The sequence below is a fragment of the Streptomyces sp. NPDC045956 genome (genome assembly GCF_056430705.1).
Window position 1 is genome coordinate 31,065 of sequence record NZ_JBWKKZ010000009.1, and the last position, 15,514, is coordinate 46,578.

The following is a 15,514-nucleotide window of genomic DNA, read 5'->3' on the forward strand; positions in this document are numbered from 1 at the left end:
GAACGGGTCGGCCCTGCGGCTCCTGCGGCTCGGCGTCGACCTCCCGCAGGTTCCGGTCCTCGGATTCGGTGCGGGTCTCCGTGCGATGTCCGCGGGCGACGTAGTCCCGTACCACCGCCTCGACGGCGTCCTGGGGTGAGCCGATACCGGCCAGGACCATCACCTCCACCACCAGTTCGGCGTCGAGACCGACGTTGACCTTGGCCATGGTGACCCCCTCCTCACGTCGCCTCCGCACTCCGGCCACCCGGTCACCTGCCGGGCGGACGTACGCTCGGAAGGGCCGCGTGGTGCGCTTGACACAAAAATCGAACATCCATTCTCATGGAGGCTCTGGCGAGGCTCGTGACGGGCGATTCGACTGGGTTCGGGCGGATAAGTGCCCGAGTTATCCACAGGCCGGACCCGCATCAGGGCGGATTGTCAGTGGCAGGCATTAGCGTCTTTGACGTGAAGCGATCGAATCAAGCAAACCGGGTGGAACCCATGGCAGGAACCGACCGCGAGAAGGCTCTCGATGCCGCACTCGCACAGATTGAACGGCAGTTCGGCAAGGGCGCGGTCATGCGCATGGGCGACCGGTCGAAGGAGCCCATCGAGGTCATCCCGACCGGGTCGACCGCGCTCGACGTGGCCCTCGGCGTCGGCGGGCTGCCGCGCGGCCGTGTCATCGAGGTCTACGGTCCGGAGTCCTCCGGCAAGACGACCCTGACCCTGCACGCCGTGGCGAACGCGCAGAAGGCCGGCGGCCAGGTGGCGTTCGTGGACGCGGAGCACGCCCTCGACCCCGAGTACGCGCAGAAGCTCGGCGTCGACATCGACAACCTGATCCTGTCCCAGCCGGACAACGGTGAGCAGGCCCTGGAGATCGTGGACATGCTGGTCCGCTCCGGTGCCCTCGACCTCATCGTCATCGACTCCGTCGCCGCGCTCGTCCCGCGCGCGGAGATCGAGGGCGAGATGGGCGACAGCCACGTCGGTCTCCAGGCCCGGCTGATGAGCCAGGCGCTCCGGAAGATCACCAGTGCGCTCAACCAGTCCAAGACCACCGCGATCTTCATCAACCAGCTCCGCGAGAAGATCGGCGTCATGTTCGGCTCCCCGGAGACCACGACCGGTGGCCGGGCGCTCAAGTTCTACGCCTCGGTGCGACTCGACATCCGACGCATCGAGACGCTCAAGGACGGTACCGACGCGGTCGGCAACCGCACCCGCGTCAAGGTCGTCAAGAACAAGGTCGCGCCGCCCTTCAAGCAGGCCGAGTTCGACATCCTCTACGGCCAGGGCATCAGCCGCGAGGGCGGCCTGATCGACATGGGCGTGGAGCACGGCTTCGTCCGCAAGGCCGGTGCCTGGTACACGTACGAGGGCGACCAGCTCGGCCAGGGCAAGGAGAACGCGCGCAACTTCCTGAAGGACAACCCCGACCTCGCCAACGAGATCGAGAGGAAGATCAAGGAGAAGCTGGGCGTCGGAGTCCGTCCCGAGGAGCCGACGGCCACCGAGTCCGGACCGGCCGCCGCGACGGCCGAATCCGCACCGGCGGTGCCCGCGCCCGCGACCGCCAAGGTCACCAAGGCCAAGGCCGCGGCAGCCAAGAGCTGACCCGTGACACGACGAACCGACTGGGCCGAGTACGCCGTTCCGGATGCCGCCACGCGGGAGGGTGAGCGGAGGAGACCGGGCGGCCGCGGCTCCGGGGCGGACGACGGCGCGTACGGGGTGGCTGCGGCCCCGTACGGGACGGGCCTGTCCGCCGCCGCGGATGACCGGGTCGACCCTTTCGCGCCGACCGGCGAGAGGGGCACGGACGACGCCGGGGGCCGGTACGCCACGGGGGAGATGCACGACGCCGGTTCGCCCGACGGCGGCCCGACGCGCCGCGGTGACGGCGGGGCGCGTCGCGGCGGGCGGGGGCGCCGACGGCGCGAGCGGGCGGAGTCGTCCGCCGAGGACGGAGGTGACGTCTTCTCGTCGAGGGCCGAGCAGGGGGAGCCTCCGCGGGACCCGGTCGAGCAGGCACGGGCGATCTGCCTGCGCCTGCTCACCGGGACCCCGCGCACGCGTAAGCAACTCGCCGACGCTCTGCGTAAACGGGAGATCCCCGACGAGGCCGCAGAGGAGGTGCTGTCCCGGTTCGAGGAGGTCGGGCTGATCAACGACGGCGCCTTCGCCGACGCCTGGGTGGAGTCCCGGCACCACGGGCGCGGGCTGGCCCGCCGCGCGCTCGCCAGAGAACTGCGCACCAAGGGTGTCGAACCCACACTCATCGACGCGGCGGTCTCCCAGCTGGACTCCGAACAGGAGGAGGAGACGGCGCGGGACCTGGTCGACCGGAAGCTGCGCGCCACCCGTGGCCTCGACCGCGACAAGAGGCTGCGTCGCCTCGCGGGCATGCTGGCACGTAAGGGCTACCCCGAAGGCATGGCCCTCCGGGTGGTCCGCCAGGCGCTGGAGGAGGAGGGCGAGGACACGGACTTCCTCGGTGAGGAGGGGATCTGATCCCCGACGCCCGCTGGGGCGCGGCCGGCTGGCGATCGACGTCGCGCAGGGCCGGCGCACGCTTCGACCGCTCACGCCGCAGTGGCGTGTGACGCGGGCAGAGGGGCAGGGGGTGGACCGGACTGCGCTGTGGACCCGAGGACGAGTCCGCGCCGGCACGCGGCACGGTCTACGAGGCCGCGCCTGGATCGGCATGCGGCACGGTGCGTGGGGCTGCGCCTACCGTGACGCGGCACGGGTGTAGGGGGCTCCGCTTGGACGGAGGACGCGGCACGGGTGTACGGGGCTGCGCCTGTAGGAGGACGCGGCACGGGTCGATCCGGCCCGGGCAAGGCGCAGGACGAGGTTGCGTGGGGACCGGGTGACGCGCAGATCGGGACCGCGACGGGCCGGGCGACGCGTGGACCAGGGCCGGTTCGGACCCGAGTCGGTGTCCCGGTCGGGGCGGGGCTTGAGTCGGTGCCCGGTCCGGGCGGGACCCGGGGCGACGCCCCGGTCAGGGTGGAGCCTGGGTCGGTGCCCGGTCCGGACGGAGCCTGGGTCGGTGCCCGGTCCGGACGGAGCCCGGGCCAGTGCCCGGTCCGGACAGAGGTTGGGCCGGTGCCCCGTCCGGGCGGAGCCTGGGGTGGCTTCACGGTCCGGGCGGGACGCGGGTCGGCGTCCCGGGCCGGCTCCAAGGGGTCGGCGCACGCGCCGCCGGCCTCCGGACCGGGACAGCCCGGTCAAGCAGCGGTCACCGGCAGTCCGGCCGCCCGCCAGGCCTGGAACCCGCCGATCAGATCGGTGGCCCGGTACAGACCCAGGCGGTGCAGGGACTCCGCCGCCAGGCTGGAGGCGTAGCCCTCGTTGCACACCACGACCACGCGCAGGTCATGGCCCGTGGCCTCGGGGAGACGGTGGCTGCCCTGCGGATCGAGGCGCCACTCCAGCTCGTTGCGCTCGATCACCAGGGCGCCGGGAATCACGCCGTCCCGATCGCGCAGGGCTGCGTACCGGATGTCCACCAGCAGCGCCGTACCCGCCTCGGAGGCCTCGTGCGCGGCGTCCGGCTCGATCCGGCGGTAGCCGCTGCGCACCCGCTCCAGCAGTGTGTCGATTCCGGTCGGCTCGCTCACTGCCAGTCCTCCGGGCGCTCGACCTGCTCCAGCCGCAGGGTCTGCCCGCTGCGGCTGTAACGGCGGATCTGCGGCAGGGGCGGGTAGTAGGCGTGCACGGAGACCGCGTGCCGGTCGGGCGACTCGTTGAGCACCTCGTGCACGTGGTGCCGGCCGAAGGCACGCCCTTCTCCGGCCGACAGCCGACGCTCCCGGTCCACACCGTCGGTAAGTTCCAGGGTCTTCCAGCCGTCGGAGGGGAGGCGGGCGGCGAGGGCGTGCTCCGTGAGTTCGCCCGCGGCGGTCACGAAGGCGCCGACGGACTCTGCGTGGTCGTGCCAGCCGGTGCCCGTGCCGGGCGGCCAGCCGATCAGCCAGGCCTCGCTGCCGCCCGGTCCGGCCAGCCGCACCCAGGTGCGGCCCTCGGGGTCGAGGGGCAGGGAGTCGATCAGGTCCGCGTCGGCGGCCGTGCGCCGTGCGAAAGCGAGGAGTTCGGCCTGGGTGGGAGCGGATGCGGACACAGGGGCGGGTGAGGAGACAGACACGGGTACCGTCCTGGAGGTTTCGCAAAGGGAGCGCGCGGCGGTCCGCCGGAGCGGCGCGCGCGGGGAACGTAGTGCGAAGTCAGCAGGACGGGCGACACACGCAGCCCGCATAGCGGACGAGGTCCATATGGACCCTCCGCCACAGGCGCACATAGGTGTCGGTCACGATCCGGAGTAGACCATGGCGGATTCGACCGGTCAACTCACCGTCACCATACGGACAGTGACCGACGGCAGTGACCGACGGCAGTGACCGACCGATGCAGTCACCTCCCGGAGGGGCACGGGTACCTGGCGGCGGATACCCGTGCCGACAGCACGACCGGCGCCGGTACGAATGCCGACGGCACGAATGCCGACGGCACGAATGCCGACGGCACGACCGCCGACAGTCGAAGACCTGCGAAGCGAGGCCCCGGTCAGCGTGGCCCGGTCCCCGCGCCCGCCTCCGCCGCCTCCTGCGCAGCCGTCGGCGCCCCGCCGAGCACCGCCTCCGCCGCCGCGTACAGGTCGGCCGGCCGCACCCCGCCCAGCGCCGTGACCAGATGTCCGTCGGGCCGCACCAACAGCACCGTGTGCGCCGCGGCGCCCGGGTAGGCCTCGGTCACCAGCAGCTCGGCCCGGCACGGCAGGGCCGTCACCGCAGCCGCCAGCCGGGGCATGATCCCGGCGGTCACCCAGTGCTTGCGGTCCCACACCCCCGTACCCGGCGCGATCAGCAGCACCAGCAGAGCCCCGCGCCCCAGCCGGTCGCGCAGCCGCACGAAGGTGCCGTCCTCCGCCGTGACCCGCACATCGGTGACGGGCTCCCCGGGCGGGGTGCCGACGGCCACTTCCCCGGCGAGCCCGGCAGGCGCCAGCGGCGACTCGGCGTACGTCCCCGGCGTCCCGAGCGCTCCGCGCCCCAGGTGACCGTCCGCGAGCAGCACGTCGTTGCCGCGGGCCGAGCCGGGGACGTAGGAGCGCAGGCCACCGCCGCCGCGCAGCAGCGGAAGCACCTGGTCGGCGGCGCGCAGCCGCGCGGCGATCGCGGTGCGCCGCTCCTCCTGGTAACTGTCGAGCAGGGCCTCGTGCTGCCCGTGGTGCCAGGCCAGGGCGAGCTTCCAGGCGAGGTTGTCGGCGTCCCGCAGCCCCTCCTCGAAGCCCTGCGTGCCCAGGGTGCCCAGCAGGTGCGCCGCGTCCCCGGCGAGGAGCACGCGCCCCACCCGCCAGCGGCGGGCCAACCGGTGGTGGACCGTGTGGACGCCGGTGTCGAGGAGTTCGTAGGACGGGGTCGTTCCCTCGGCCCAGCCGGTGAGGGTCTCGCGGACCCGGTTCACCAGGAGTTCCGGGGTGACGAGGTCCTTTCCGGGGGGCAGCAGCCAGTCCAGGCGCCACACGCCGTCCGGCAGCGGGCGGGCGACGATCTCGCCGGCCGACGGACCGGAGGTGCGCCACGGCGGCATGCGGTGGAGCACGGCCTCATCGGACCACGGCAGTTCGGTGCGCAGCGCGGCGACGGCGTATCGTTCCACCGCCGTGCGGCCGGGGAACCGGATGTCCTGGAGCTTGCGCACGGTCGAGCGTGCGCCGTCGCAGCCGACCAGGTAACTGCCGCGCCACCAGGTACCGCCGGGGCCGCGGGTGTGGGCGGTGACGCCCGAGGTCTCCTGCTCGACGGTGTCGAGTCGGCTGTCCACCGCCGTCTCGACGAGCGGCTCGCGGGCGATCGCGGTGCGCAGGACGCCGGTCAGCTCGTGCTGGGCGATGTGCAGCGGCGCCGGGTCGGCCTCGCCGAACTCGACCTGGCGGATCACCTGCTTGCGCCGCATCGACCGCCATCCGGCCCAACGGGAACCCAGCCCCGCCAGGGGCGTGCCGGTCAGCCGCTCGACGAGGGCGACGGTGTCCTCGCGCAGCACGACCGTGCGCGAGGGGCGGGGCTCGTCCTTGCCCGGACCTTCGTCGAGGACGACACTGGGCACCTCCTGCCGCGCCAGCGCCAGGGCGAGCGTGAGCCCGACGGGCCCCGCTCCGGTGATGATCACCGGGTCCACGGCGCGGCGCCCCCTGCCCGTGACGGTGTCCCGGGGGACGTGGGTGAGCAGGACATTGGGGCAGGGTGCACGGTCACAGAACGTATGCAACCTATTGCCGCTGCTTGCGTCAAGCGACGGAGGCAGTGGCGATCACGCCACTGCCTCCATGATGGTCATATGAACTGACCGATTGTCAGGCCGCGCCGCCCGCGCCGGTCGCGCCCGTGCCGGCCATCCCGGCGTCGTCCGCCTTGAGCACCGCTCCGGTCGACTTCTTGGCCCGCCGCAGCCTGCGCTCCAGCCAGCTCGCGAAGGTGGTGAGCGCGAAGTTGAGCGCGATGTAGATCACGGCGACCACGGTGAAGCTGGCGATGACGTTGGCACCGTAGTAGCCGCTCATCGTGTTGGCCGAGGCGAGCAGCTCGGGGAAGGTGAGGACGGCGCCGCCGAGCGCGGTGTCCTTCAGGATCACGACGAGCTGGCTGACGATGGCCGGCAGCATCGTGGTGACCGCCTGCGGCAGCAGGATGGTCCGCATCACCTGGCCCTTGCGCAGGCCGATCGCCATCGCGGCCTCGGACTGGCCCTTGGGCAGGGCCAGGATGCCCGCCCGGACGATCTCCGCGAGGACCGAGGCGTTGTACAGCACCAGGCCGGTGACCACCGCGTACAGCGGACGGTCGTCCGAGCTGACGTTGGTGTACTCGGCGAACAGGGCGAGCCCGAAGATCATCAGGACCAGCACCGGGATGGACCGGAAGAACTCGACCACGATCGCGGCCGGGACCCGCACCCACACGTGGTCCGACAGGCGTGCGATGCCGAGGACCGCACCCAGCGGCAGCGCGATGACCACCGCGAGCGCCGCGGCCTTGAGGGTGTTCTCCAGACCCGGCCAGATGTACGTGGACCACGCCTCGGTACCGGAGAAGAACGGCTCCCACAGGGCCCATTCCAGCTGGCCCTTGTCCTTGAGGGTGCCGAACACCCACCAGAGCAGGGCCGCGAGGGCCACCACGAAGACCGCCGTGAAGACGATGTTGCGCCGCTTGGCCCGGGGGCCCTGGGCGTCGTACAGAACGGAACTCATCGCTTCACCGCCACCTTCTTGCCCACCCAGCCGAGGATCAGGCCGGTCGGCAGCGTCAGAACCACGAAACAGAAGGCGATGACCGCGGAGATCAGCAGCAGCTGTGCCTCGTTCTCGATCATCTCCTTCATCAGGAGCGCCGACTCGGCCACGCCGATCGCGGCGGCCACCGTGGTGTTCTTGATCAGCGCGATCAGCACGTTCGCCATCGGGACGACGGACGAGCGGAAGGCCTGCGGCAGCACGACCAGGCTGAGCACCTGACCGAAGCTGAGGCCGATCGCGCGGGCCGCCTCCGCCTGGCCGACCGGCACCGTGTTGATGCCGGAGCGCAGCGCCTCGCAGACGAACGACGAGGTGTAGAGGATCAGGCCGAGGACGGCGAGCCGGAAGTTGATCGTCTCGACATCGTTCGCGCCGAGGGACACTCCCAGGGTCTGGTTCAGGCCCAGCGACGTGAACAGGATGATGACGGTGAGCGGAATGTTCCGCACGATGTTCACGTAGGCGGTTCCGAAGCCGCGCATCAGCGGCACCGGGCCGACCCGCATGGCCGCCAGTGCGGTGCCCCAGATCAGGGAGCCGACGGCCGACAGCACAGCGAGCTGCACCGTCGTCCAGAAGGCTCCCAGCAGGTCGTAATCCTTAAGAAAGTCGAACACGATCTCCCGCGCTTCCGCGTGTAGGGATGCCCGCCCCAGTGCGCCGCCCCTTCCGGAGGGCGGCGCACTCTGTCAGGCGCTGCCTCAGCTCTTGATGTCGCCGATCTTGGGCGCCGGCTCGTTCTGGTAGTTGGCCGGGCCGAAGTTGTCCTCGACGGCCTTGTCCCAGGACTTGTCGGAGACCATCTCCTCGAGGGCGGTGTTGATCTTGTCCTTGAGGTCGCTGCCCTTCTTGACGCCGATGCCGTAGTTCTCGTTCGTCAGCTTGAAGCCGCCGAGCTTGAACTTGCCCTTGAACTGCGACTGGGCGGCGTAACCGGCGAGGATCGAGTCGTCGGTGGTCAGCGCGTCGATGGCGCCGTTCTGGAGGCCGGGCAGGCAGGCGGAGTACGTCGGGTACGGCTGGAGCTGGGCCTTGGGCGCCAGCTTGTCCTTGACGTTCTGCGCGGAGGTCGAGCCGGTGACCGAGCAGAGCTTCGCGGAGTTCAGGTCCTCCGGCGTCTTGATCTTGTCGTCGTCGGCACGGATCAGCACGTCCTGGTGGGCGAGGAGGTACGGGCCGGCGAAGTCGACCTTCTCCTGGCGCTCCGGGGTGATCGAGTACGTGGCGGCGATGAAGTCGACGTCACCGCGCTGGAGCATGGTCTCGCGGTCGGCGCTCTTCGACTCCTTCCACTCGATCTGGTCCTCGGAGTAGCCGAGCTTCTTGGCGACGTACGTGGCGACGTCCACGTCGAAGCCCGCGTAGCCGTCGGGGGTCTTCTGGCCGAGGCCCGGCTGGTCGAACTTGATGCCGATGGTGATCTTCTTGTCACCACCGGAGGAGCCGCCGTCCTTGTCGTCGCCGCCGCACGCGGTGGCGGTCAGGGCGAGCGCGAGCACGGTGGCCGAGGCGGCGGAGACCTTGCGGAGCTTCATGGTGAACATCCTTTGACTGTGATCGGACGATCAGACGATCAGATGCGAGAGGCGTACCGGGCCGGCCGGGCGCGGGAGGCGCCGGGCGCCGGAGCCGGACGGTGTCAGTGGTGCAGGATCTTCGACAGGAAGTCCTTGGCACGGTCGCTGCGCGGATTGCTGAAGAACTGGTCCGGCGTGGCCTCTTCGACGATGCGGCCGTCCGCCATGAACACCACGCGGTTGGCCGCAGAGCGGGCGAAGCCCATCTCGTGCGTCACCACGATCATGGTCATGCCGTCCTCGGCGAGCTGCTTCATGACCTCCAGGACCTCGTTGATCATCTCCGGGTCGAGAGCCGACGTCGGCTCGTCGAAGAGCATGACCTTCGGGTCCATGGCCAGCGCCCGCGCGATGGCGACGCGCTGCTGCTGACCACCGGAGAGCTGCGCGGGGTACTTGTCCGCCTGGGCGGCCACGCCGACCCGGTCGAGCAGGGCGCGCGCCTTCTCCTCGGCCTTCTTGGAGTCGACCTTGCGGACCTTGATCTGTCCCAGGGTCACGTTCTCGAGCACGGTCTTGTGCGCGAAGAGGTTGAAGGACTGGAACACCATGCCGACGTCCGCCCGCAGCCGCGCGAGCTCCTTGCCCTCCGCCGGGAGGGGCTTGCCGTCGATCGTGATCGACCCTGAGTCGATGGTCTCCAGGCGGTTGATGGTGCGGCACAGGGTGGACTTGCCGGACCCGGAGGGCCCGATGACCACGACGACCTCGCCGCGGGTGATCGTCAGGTCGATGTCCTGGAGCACGTGCAACGCGCCGAAGTGCTTGTTGACACTCTTCAGGACGACCAGTTCGCCGGTCGCGGCCACATCTTCCTTGGCCACCGATACTTCGGTCATCGCTCTCGGGCTCCGTCCTCCTCGGTTTCGGAGGACAGTAGTGACGGGGAACGACCTGCGTCTCTACATCTGAGGGGAATCTGAGCATCACGATCCGATAGCAATCGGACACGAGTCGTAGCACTTGTGAGCAGGGCGCATATCGGCCGGATAACTTCGAGCGGCCGCAACCGGAACCCACTTGACGCCGTCCCCCTCCATCGGCGTCACTGCACAAGGTGCACGCGCGCGTGCCCGCTTCTTTGTACCCATCCCGAACGTACGGCCGATGAACCGAAGGGGGCCCGGATGAGACTGCTGCTCGTCGAGGACGACAACCACGTAGCCGCCGCTCTGTCCGCGATCCTGGCACGGCACGGCTTCGACGTCACCCACGCGCGCAACGGCGAGGAGGCGCTCCAGGCGCTCGTCCCCGAGAGCGACTGCTTCGGCGTCGTCCTCCTCGACCTCGGCCTGCCCGACCAGGACGGCTACGAGGTCTGCGGCAAGATCCGCAAGCGCACCGCCACCCCGGTCATCATGGTCACCGCCCGCTCCGACGTCCGCTCCCGCATCCACGGGCTGAACCTGGGCGCCGACGACTACGTGGTGAAGCCGTACGACACCGGCGAGCTGCTCGCCCGTATCCACGCCGTCAGCCGGCGCACCGCCCACGAGGACGCCACCGGAAGCACCGAGACCGTGGTCCGCCTCGGCGCCGTGCGCATCGAGCTGCCGACCCGCCAGGTCACCGTGGACGGCGCGGCCGTCCAGCTCACCCGCAAGGAGTTCGACCTCCTCGCCCTGCTCGCCCAGCGCCCCGGCGTGGTCTTCCGGCGCGAGCAGATCATCAGCGAGGTGTGGCGCACCAGCTGGGAGGGGACCGGGCGCACGCTGGAGGTACACGTCGCGTCGCTGCGGGCCAAGCTGCGCATGCCGGCGCTCATCGAGACCGTCCGCGGCGTCGGCTACCGCCTCGTCGCCCCCACCGCGTAGCGGGGCCGGGTGAGCACACGCCTGCTTCCGCTGCTCATCGTCCTGATGGCGGCCGTCCTGCTCGCCCTGGGGGTGCCCCTGGGCGTGACCGTCGCCCGCGCGGAGCAGCAGAAGGTCGTCATCGACCGCATCGACGACACGGCGCGCTTCGCCGCCCTCGCCCAGTTCGTCACCGAGGACGCCCCGGGCGGTTCGCGCCGGACGACCACCGACGAGCGCCTGGAGACCCTCCAGACCGAGCTGATCAGCTACCACGAGGTCTACGGCATCAAGGCGGGCGTCTTCTACCGCAACCACATCCCCATGGCCAACGCGCCGACGACCTGGTTCCTCCCGCAGACCGGCGAGGTCCGCGACTCCTTCGACGAGGCCCTGCTCAGCCGGCGCAGCCACGATCCCCAGCAGGTGTGGCCCTGGGAGGACGGCACGCTCGTGGTCGCCTCACCGGTGATCCGGGACGGCGACGTGGTCGCGGTCGTGGTCACCGAGTCACCCACCGACTCCATGCGGTCGCGCACCCTGCGCGGCTGGCTGGTCATCGGCGCCGGGGAGATCGCCGCCATGCTGCTCGCGGTGGGCGCCGCGCTCCGGCTGACCGGGTGGGTGCTCAAGCCGGTACGGGTGCTCGACGCCACCACCCACGACATCGCCACCGGCCGGCTCAAGTCCCGGGTGGCACCGGCCGGAGGACCGCCGGAACTCAGACGTCTGGCCGGTTCCTTCAACGAGATGGCCGACCACGTGGAGGACGTGCTGGAGCAGCAGCGCGCCTTCGTGGCCGACGCCTCCCACCAGCTGCGCAACCCCCTCTCGGCGCTTCTGCTGCGCATCGAGCTGCTGGCCCTGGAACTGCCCGAGGGCAACCAGGAGATCGCCTCCGTCCAGGCCGAGGGCAAGCGTCTGGCCCGGGTCCTGGACGACCTGCTCGACCTGGCCCTCGCCGAGCACAGCGAGGCGGACCTCCATGTCACCGACATCGGCGCACTGGCCGCCGAGCGCGTGGCGGCCTGGTCACCGACGGCCGAGGCCAAGGGCGTACGGCTGGTGGGGGACTGCCCGCCGACCACGGGCTGGGCCGACCCGGTGACGCTGTCCAGCGCCCTGGACGCGGTCATCGACAACGCGGTGAAGTTCACGCCGAGCGAGGAGACCGTCCGGGTCGTGGTCGCCTCCAACGGGGACGCCGTCACGGTCGTCGTCACCGACAACGGCCCCGGACTGACCGAGGACGAGCTGACGCGCGTCGGCGACCGTTTCTGGCGCAGCGGCAGGCACCAGAACGTCAAGGGGTCCGGCCTCGGCCTGTCCATCTGCCGGGCGCTGCTCGCGGCGGGCGACGGCTCGGTCTCCTTCGGCCACCACGCACCGCACGGCCTGGAGGTGACGGTCACCGTGCCGAGGTCGGCCCCGCGTCCCGGGCCGGAGCTGCCCTACGGCTTGACGGACCGGTAGTAGCGCCGGGCGCCCTCGTGCAGCTCCAGCGGGTCGGTGTAGATCGCCGTCCGCAGATCCACGAGCTGCGCGGAGTGGACGTGGGCCCCGATGCCGTCGCGGCTGTCGAGCACCGTCCTGGTCAGCCACTCGGTGAGCCGCGGATCCATGTCCGCGCGGGTCATCAGCAGGTTGGAGACGGCCATCGTGGGCACCACGGCGCCGTTCTGCACGGTGGGGTACGCCGACTCGGGCATGTTGGTGGTCCGGTAGTAGCGGGTCGCCCCGCCGGACGCGTGCAGCCTGGTGACGAGGTCCTCGCCGATCGGCACGAACCGGAAGGCGGAGTTCTCGGCGATCTGCCGCAGCCCGTCCGTCGGCACCCCGCCCGACCAGAAGAACGCGTCCAGCTCGCCGCCCAGCCGCCCGGGGCCGGTGTCGATACCGTCCGCGCGGGGCGTGATGTCCCTCTCCGGGTCGATGCCCTCGGCCTTCAGCAGCCGGGTGGCGATCAGCCGGACACCCGAGTTCGGCAGCCCGATGGCCACCCGCTTGCCGCGCAGGTCGGCGACGGACTGGATGTCCGAGTCGCTCGGCACCACCAGCTGCACGTAGTCGTCGTAGAGGCGGGTGACGCCGCGCAGCCCCTCGGCGCCGGGCCTGCCGGCGATCTTGTACGTCTCCACCGCGTCGGCCGCCGCGATCGTGAAGTCGGCCTTCCCGGAGGCGACCCGCTCCACGTTCTCCTGCGAGCCCGCGCTGGTGATCAGCCGCACCTTCAGGCCCGGCATGTCCTTGCGCAGCTCGGCACGGAGCAGCTCGCCGTACTTCTGGTAGACCCCCGCGCGCGTGCCGGTGCTGAAGGTGATCGTCCCGCTCGGCGGCTCCTCGCCCAGCGGCAGCACCCACCACAGCAGCAGCCCGAGGGCGACGGCACCGGCGACCGCGCCCTGGACGGCCCGGCGCCCGCCGATGCGGGAGAACAGCGTGGACATGGGCGCGATCCTGCCAGTCCGCAAGGGCGCTGACCAGGGCCGAACTCACACGGCGACCGCACGGAGGCGGGCGTCCACTGTCAGTGGTGCTCGCTACAGTCGTCGGCATGAGCTCTTCGCCCGCCGACCTGGTCCGTGCATTCCACCGTGCCTTCGGGCTGGACGCGCGCTCCACCCCCACCGAGGTCGCCCCGGACCTCGCCGCGCACAGAGGGGAGCTGCTGGCCGAGGAGGCCGCCGAGGTCGCCGAGGTGTCGGTGCGGGGCCCGCTCGACCGGCTCGCGCACGAGCTGGCCGACGTGGTCTACGTCGCCTACGGCACGGCCCTCGTCCACGGCATCGACCTCGACGAGGTGATCGCCGAGGTCCACCGCTCCAACATGACGAAAGTGGGCCCGGACGGCCGGGTGAGCCGCAGGGCCGACGGCAAGGTGCTCAAGGGCGAGCACTACGAGGCGCCGGACGTCTCGGGCGTCCTGCGCAGACAGGGCTGGACGCCGACGGACGCGCGGACGCAGGGCGCCTGACACGGGTCGGAGCGCCCGGCGCGGCCTCCGCCGACGCCGAAGCACGACGACCCCGGTACCTGCGTACCGGGGTCGTGCGGTGGCCGGCGGGAGGACGTCCCGGGCACGGAGCGGGGGGTTCAGTCGCCCACCGACGCCTCTGCCGTGCGAGGCGCTCCGTCGGCCCGGTCGGGTACGCCGCCCGGGCGGCCGGGGCCGTCGGGGTCGTTGCGGGGGCGGAACAGGCGCGACGCCAGAGGTTCCGTGAAGCGCGCGGTGAGCGGACCGAGCACGACCAGGATGAGGACGTAGGCCGTGGCCAGCGGGCCCAGGGAGGGCTCGATGCCGGCCGAGACCGCCAGACCCGCGATGACGATCGAGAACTCGCCGCGTGCCACCAGCGCGCCGCCCGCGCGCCAACGGCCCTTGACCGAGATCCCGGCCCGCCGCGCGGCCCAGTACCCGGTGGCGATCTTCGTCACGGCGGTGAGCACAGCCAGCGCGAGAGCGGGCAGCAGGACCGGCGGAATGCTGGCCGGGTCCGTGTGCAGGCCGAAGAAGACGAAGAAGACCGCGGCGAACAGGTCCCGCAGCGGACTGAGCAGGGTGTGCGCGCCTTCGGCGACCTCGCCGGACAGCGCGATGCCCACCAGGAAGGCCCCCACCGCAGCCGACACCTGCAACTGCTGTGCGACACCCGCGACCAGGATCGTCAGGCCCAGCACCACCAGCAGCAGCTTCTCCGGGTCGTCGCTGGAGACGAAACGCGAGATGACACGGCCGTAGCGCAGTGCCAGGAAGAGCACCAGGCCCGCCGCGGCCAGCGCGATCGCCAGCGTGATGCTGCCCGTCATCAGACCGGCACCGGCGACCAGAGCCGTCACGATGGGCAGGTACACCGCCATCGCCAGGTCCTCCAGGACCAGCACGCTCAGGATCACCGGGGTCTCCCGGTTGCCGACGCGTCCGAGATCACCGAGGACCTTCGCGATGACACCGGACGACGAGATCCACGTCACCCCGGCGAGAACCACGGCGGCCACCGGACCCCAGCCCAGGAGCAGCGCGGCCACCGCGCCCGGCACGGCGTTGAGCGCGCAGTCGACGAGGCCCGCCGGGTAGTGGGACTTGAGGTTGGTCACCAGGTCACTGGCCGTGTACTCCAGGCCCAGCATCAGCAGCAGGAGGATGACGCCGATCTCGGCGCCGGCCGCGACGAACTCCTCGCTAGCGCCCAGCGGCAGCAGTCCGCCCTCGCCGAACGCCAGCCCGGCCAGCAGGTACAGCGGGATGGGGGAGAGGCGGTACCGGCCGGCGAACCGGCCGAGCAGCCCCAGCCCCAGGATGATGGAACCGAACTCGATCAGCAGAACCGCGGAGTGCACCGGCTCACTCCTGCCCGAGTATCGCCGCGGCCGCGTCGACGCCCTCGCGGGTGCCGATGACGATCAGGGTGTCACCGCCCACCAGCCGGAAGTCCGGTGCGGGCGACGGAATGGCCTCGGCCCGGCGCAGCACCGCGACGATCGACGCGCCGGTCTCGGTCCGCAGGCACGTGTCGCCGAGCAGCCGGCCGTTCCACCGCGAGGTCGCGGCGACCTCGATCCGCTCGGCGACCAGCCCGAGGTCGGTGGTGTAGAGCAGGCTCGGGCTGTGGTGGGAGGGCATCAGCGCGTCGATCAGCGCGCCCGCCTCCGCCGCGGCCAGCCGCAGTGAGTGGGCACAGGAATCGGGGTCGTCGGTCCGGTACACGTTCACCGTGCGGGCGCCGTCGCGGTGCGCCACCACCGACAGGTGGCGGTGTTCGCGGGTCACCAGGTCGTACTGGACCCCGATACCCGGCAGCGGCGTCGCCCTCAGGCGTGGAGCTGACACGAGCTTTCCCCTCATTCGTCTT

The 15,514-nt window shown here is 71.2% G+C and carries 15 protein-coding genes and 1 pseudogene; 5 read left to right on the forward strand and 11 right to left on the reverse strand.

What is annotated here, in order from left to right:
- Window positions 1-10: 10 nt before the first annotated feature.
- A pseudogene (locus AC07FV_RS23530) lies at window positions 11-208 on the reverse strand (DUF2191 domain-containing protein); the annotation flags it as partial.
- Between the two features lie 278 nt (window positions 209-486).
- On the opposite strand from AC07FV_RS23530, the gene recA reads away from it, so the two are divergent.
- Together recA and recX are read left to right on the forward strand one after the other, a co-directional pair.
- Window positions 487-1,605, forward strand: a complete 1,119-nt coding sequence (gene recA / locus AC07FV_RS23535; RefSeq protein WP_384700601.1) for a recombinase RecA — start codon at window positions 487-489, stop codon at window positions 1,603-1,605.
- Window positions 1,606-1,608: 3 nt separating this feature from the next.
- Window positions 1,609-2,502, forward strand: coding sequence for a recombination regulator RecX (gene recX, locus AC07FV_RS23540; RefSeq protein ID WP_479089279.1), 894 nt, complete (start codon window positions 1,609-1,611; stop codon window positions 2,500-2,502).
- A gap of 722 nt (window positions 2,503-3,224) precedes the next feature.
- On the opposite strand, the gene AC07FV_RS23545 is transcribed toward recX, so the two are convergent.
- From AC07FV_RS23545 to AC07FV_RS23575, 7 genes are all read right to left on the reverse strand, one after another.
- On the reverse strand, window positions 3,225-3,617 hold the full coding sequence (locus tag AC07FV_RS23545; RefSeq protein ID WP_479089280.1) for a rhodanese-like domain-containing protein: 393 nt from the start codon (window positions 3,615-3,617) through the stop codon (window positions 3,225-3,227).
- Complete coding sequence (locus AC07FV_RS23550) at window positions 3,614-4,252, reverse strand: cupin domain-containing protein (protein WP_479089281.1); 639 nt, start codon at window positions 4,250-4,252, stop codon at window positions 3,614-3,616. Before AC07FV_RS23550 ends, AC07FV_RS23545 begins: the two co-directional genes overlap by 4 nt.
- Window positions 4,253-4,560: 308 nt before the next feature.
- A complete protein-coding gene (locus AC07FV_RS23555) occupies window positions 4,561-6,177 on the reverse strand; it encodes an FAD-dependent monooxygenase (RefSeq protein WP_479089282.1) in 1,617 nt (538 codons plus the stop codon).
- Window positions 6,178-6,352: 175 nt separating this feature from the next.
- Complete coding sequence (locus AC07FV_RS23560; RefSeq protein ID WP_384700613.1) at window positions 6,353-7,249, reverse strand: amino acid ABC transporter permease; 897 nt, start codon at window positions 7,247-7,249, stop codon at window positions 6,353-6,355.
- Window positions 7,246-7,911 (reverse strand): amino acid ABC transporter permease, encoded by a 666-nt coding sequence (locus AC07FV_RS23565; RefSeq protein ID WP_383645287.1) that lies wholly within the window; start codon window positions 7,909-7,911, stop codon window positions 7,246-7,248. The genes AC07FV_RS23560 and AC07FV_RS23565 overlap by 4 nt, the downstream gene beginning before the upstream one ends.
- Window positions 7,912-7,995: 84 nt before the next feature.
- Window positions 7,996-8,829 (reverse strand): glutamate ABC transporter substrate-binding protein, encoded by an 834-nt coding sequence (locus AC07FV_RS23570; protein WP_479089283.1) that lies wholly within the window; start codon window positions 8,827-8,829, stop codon window positions 7,996-7,998.
- A 104-nt stretch (window positions 8,830-8,933) separates the two neighbouring features.
- Window positions 8,934-9,710 (reverse strand): amino acid ABC transporter ATP-binding protein, encoded by a 777-nt coding sequence (locus AC07FV_RS23575; RefSeq protein ID WP_356611281.1) that lies wholly within the window; start codon window positions 9,708-9,710, stop codon window positions 8,934-8,936.
- Between the two features lie 288 nt (window positions 9,711-9,998).
- On the opposite strand from AC07FV_RS23575, the gene AC07FV_RS23580 reads away from it, so the two are divergent.
- The gene (locus tag AC07FV_RS23580; RefSeq protein ID WP_356611279.1) at window positions 9,999-10,685 is read left to right on the forward strand and encodes a response regulator transcription factor; all 687 of its coding nucleotides are present in this window, start codon (window positions 9,999-10,001) and stop codon (window positions 10,683-10,685) included.
- Between the two features lie 9 nt (window positions 10,686-10,694).
- Entirely contained in the window at window positions 10,695-12,137 is a 1,443-nt protein-coding gene (locus tag AC07FV_RS23585; RefSeq protein ID WP_479089284.1) for a sensor histidine kinase, read from the forward strand.
- Here the strand turns inward: AC07FV_RS23585 and AC07FV_RS23590 are convergent.
- Complete coding sequence (locus tag AC07FV_RS23590) at window positions 12,116-13,111, reverse strand: TAXI family TRAP transporter solute-binding subunit (protein ID WP_479089285.1); 996 nt, start codon at window positions 13,109-13,111, stop codon at window positions 12,116-12,118. The two genes, AC07FV_RS23585 and AC07FV_RS23590, sit on opposite strands and share 22 nt — an antisense overlap.
- Window positions 13,112-13,218: 107 nt before the next feature.
- Between AC07FV_RS23590 and AC07FV_RS23595 the strand changes: the two genes are divergently transcribed.
- Complete coding sequence (locus tag AC07FV_RS23595) at window positions 13,219-13,638, forward strand: pyrophosphohydrolase domain-containing protein (protein ID WP_479089286.1); 420 nt, start codon at window positions 13,219-13,221, stop codon at window positions 13,636-13,638.
- 119 nt (window positions 13,639-13,757) lie between these two features.
- Here the strand turns inward: AC07FV_RS23595 and AC07FV_RS23600 are convergent, their stop codons facing one another.
- Window positions 13,758-15,002, reverse strand: coding sequence for a cation:proton antiporter (locus tag AC07FV_RS23600; RefSeq protein WP_479089287.1), 1,245 nt, complete (start codon window positions 15,000-15,002; stop codon window positions 13,758-13,760).
- Window positions 15,003-15,006: 4 nt separating this feature from the next.
- Complete coding sequence (locus AC07FV_RS23605) at window positions 15,007-15,492, reverse strand: cation:proton antiporter regulatory subunit (RefSeq protein ID WP_479089288.1); 486 nt, start codon at window positions 15,490-15,492, stop codon at window positions 15,007-15,009.
- Window positions 15,493-15,514: the final 22 nt, after the last annotated feature.

What these genes read in the sequence shown, in the direction of transcription:
- AC07FV_RS23590 (WP_479089285.1), bottom strand. Translation starts at nt 13,111, where the DNA reads ATGTCCACGCTGTTCTCCCGCATCGGCGGGCGCCGGGCCGTCCAGGGC.
- recA (WP_384700601.1), top strand. Translation starts at nt 487, where the DNA reads ATGGCAGGAACCGACCGCGAGAAGGCTCTCGATGCCGCACTCGCACAG.
- AC07FV_RS23560 (WP_384700613.1), bottom strand. Translation starts at nt 7,249, where the DNA reads ATGAGTTCCGTTCTGTACGACGCCCAGGGCCCCCGGGCCAAGCGGCGC.
- AC07FV_RS23550 (WP_479089281.1), bottom strand. Translation starts at nt 4,252, where the DNA reads ATGCGGGCTGCGTGTGTCGCCCGTCCTGCTGACTTCGCACTACGTTCC.
- AC07FV_RS23575 (WP_356611281.1), bottom strand. Translation starts at nt 9,710, where the DNA reads ATGACCGAAGTATCGGTGGCCAAGGAAGATGTGGCCGCGACCGGCGAA.
- AC07FV_RS23595 (WP_479089286.1), top strand. Translation starts at nt 13,219, where the DNA reads ATGAGCTCTTCGCCCGCCGACCTGGTCCGTGCATTCCACCGTGCCTTC.
- AC07FV_RS23580 (WP_356611279.1), top strand. Translation starts at nt 9,999, where the DNA reads ATGAGACTGCTGCTCGTCGAGGACGACAACCACGTAGCCGCCGCTCTG.
- AC07FV_RS23570 (WP_479089283.1), bottom strand. Translation starts at nt 8,829, where the DNA reads ATGAAGCTCCGCAAGGTCTCCGCCGCCTCGGCCACCGTGCTCGCGCTC.